This window comes from Calothrix sp. UHCC 0171 (assembly GCF_034931845.1).
Taxonomy (GTDB): Bacteria; Cyanobacteriota; Cyanobacteriia; order Cyanobacteriales; family Nostocaceae; genus Brunnivagina.
Window position 1 is genome coordinate 1 of record NZ_JAYGHN010000094.1, and the last position, 1582, is coordinate 1582.

At 52.8% G+C, this 1582-nt stretch carries 1 rRNA gene; it reads left to right on the top strand.

Features of this window, described 5'->3' with window-relative positions:
* The first annotated feature begins 1 nt into the window (after window position 1).
* Window positions 2–1489, top strand: a 16S ribosomal RNA gene (locus VB733_RS27295).
* Window positions 1490–1582 lie beyond the last annotated feature (93 nt).

Consider the following 1582-nt stretch of genomic DNA (forward strand, 5'->3'; position numbering starts at 1 on the left):
CAAAACGGAGAGTTTGATCCTGGCTCAGGATGAACGCTGGCGGTATGCTTAACACATGCAAGTCGAACGGTCTCTTCGGAGATAGTGGCGGACGGGTGAGTAACGCGTGAGAATCTGTCATTTGGTTTGGGACAACATTGGGAAACCGATGCTAATACCGGATGTGCCGAGAGGTGAAAGAGAAATTGCCAGATGGTGAGCTCGCGTCAGATTAGCTAGTTGGTGGGGTAAAGGCCTACCAAGGCGACGATCTGTAGCTGGTCTGAGAGGACGATCAGCCACACTGGAACTGAGACACGGTCCAGACTCCTACGGGAGGCAGCAGTGGGGAATTTTCCGCAATGGGCGAAAGCCTGACGGAGCAATACCGCGTGAGGGAGGAAGGCTCTTGGGTCGTAAACCTCTTTTCTCTAGGAAGATAATGACGGTACTAGAGGAATAAGCATCGGCTAACTCCGTGCCAGCAGCCGCGGTAATACGGAGGATGCAAGCGTTATCCGGAATGATTGGGCGTAAAGCGTCCGCAGGTGGTTATGTAAGTCTGCGGTTAAAGAGTGGGGCTTAACTCCATAAGGGCCGTGGAAACTACAAGACTAGAGTAGGTTAGGGGCAGAGGGAATTCCCAGTGTAGCGGTGAAATGCGTAGAGATTGGGAAGAACACCGGTGGCGAAAGCGCTCTGCTAGGACATTACTGACACTGAGGGACGAAAGCTAGGGGAGCGAATGGGATTAGATACCCCAGTAGTCCTAGCCGTAAACGATGGATACTAGGCGTTGAGAGTATCGACCCTCTCAGTGCCGTAGCTAACGCGTTAAGTATCCCGCCTGGGGAGTACGCACGCAAGTGTGAAACTCAAAGGAATTGACGGGGGCCCGCACAAGCGGTGGAGTATGTGGTTTAATTCGATGCAACGCGAAGAACCTTACCAGGGCTTGACATGTCCAGGAGTCCGGCGAAAGTTGGATGTGCCTTAGGGAACTGGAACACAGGTGGTGCATGGCTGTCGTCAGCTCGTGTCGTGAGATGTTGGGTTAAGTCCCGCAACGAGCGCAACCCTCGTACTTAGTTGCCAGCATTAAGTTGGGCACTCTAGGGAGACTGCCGGTGACAAACCGGAGGAAGGTGGGGATGACGTCAAGTCAGCATGCCCCTTACGTCCTGGGCTACACACGTACTACAATGCTACGAACAAAGGGCAGCTACACAGCGATGTGATGCAAATCTCAGAAATCGTGGCTCAGTTCAGATTGCAGGCTGCAACTCGCCTGCATGAAGTAGGAATCGCTAGTAATTGCAGGTCAGCATACTGCAGTGAATTCGTTCCCGGGCCTTGTACACACCGCCCGTCACACCATGGAAGCTGGTCACGCCCGAAGTAGTTACCCTAACCATGAATTTGGGGGGGGACTCCTAAGGTAGGGCTGGTGACTGGGGTGAAGTCGTAACAAGGTAGCCGTACCGGAAGGTGTGGCTGGATCACCTCCTTTATAGGGAGACCGAAACCCTTAGGGATAGAAACGAGAGTAAGTATTGATACTTGTTCGAGGAATAAAGAACTAAGAGGTCATTCCCAAGGTCGG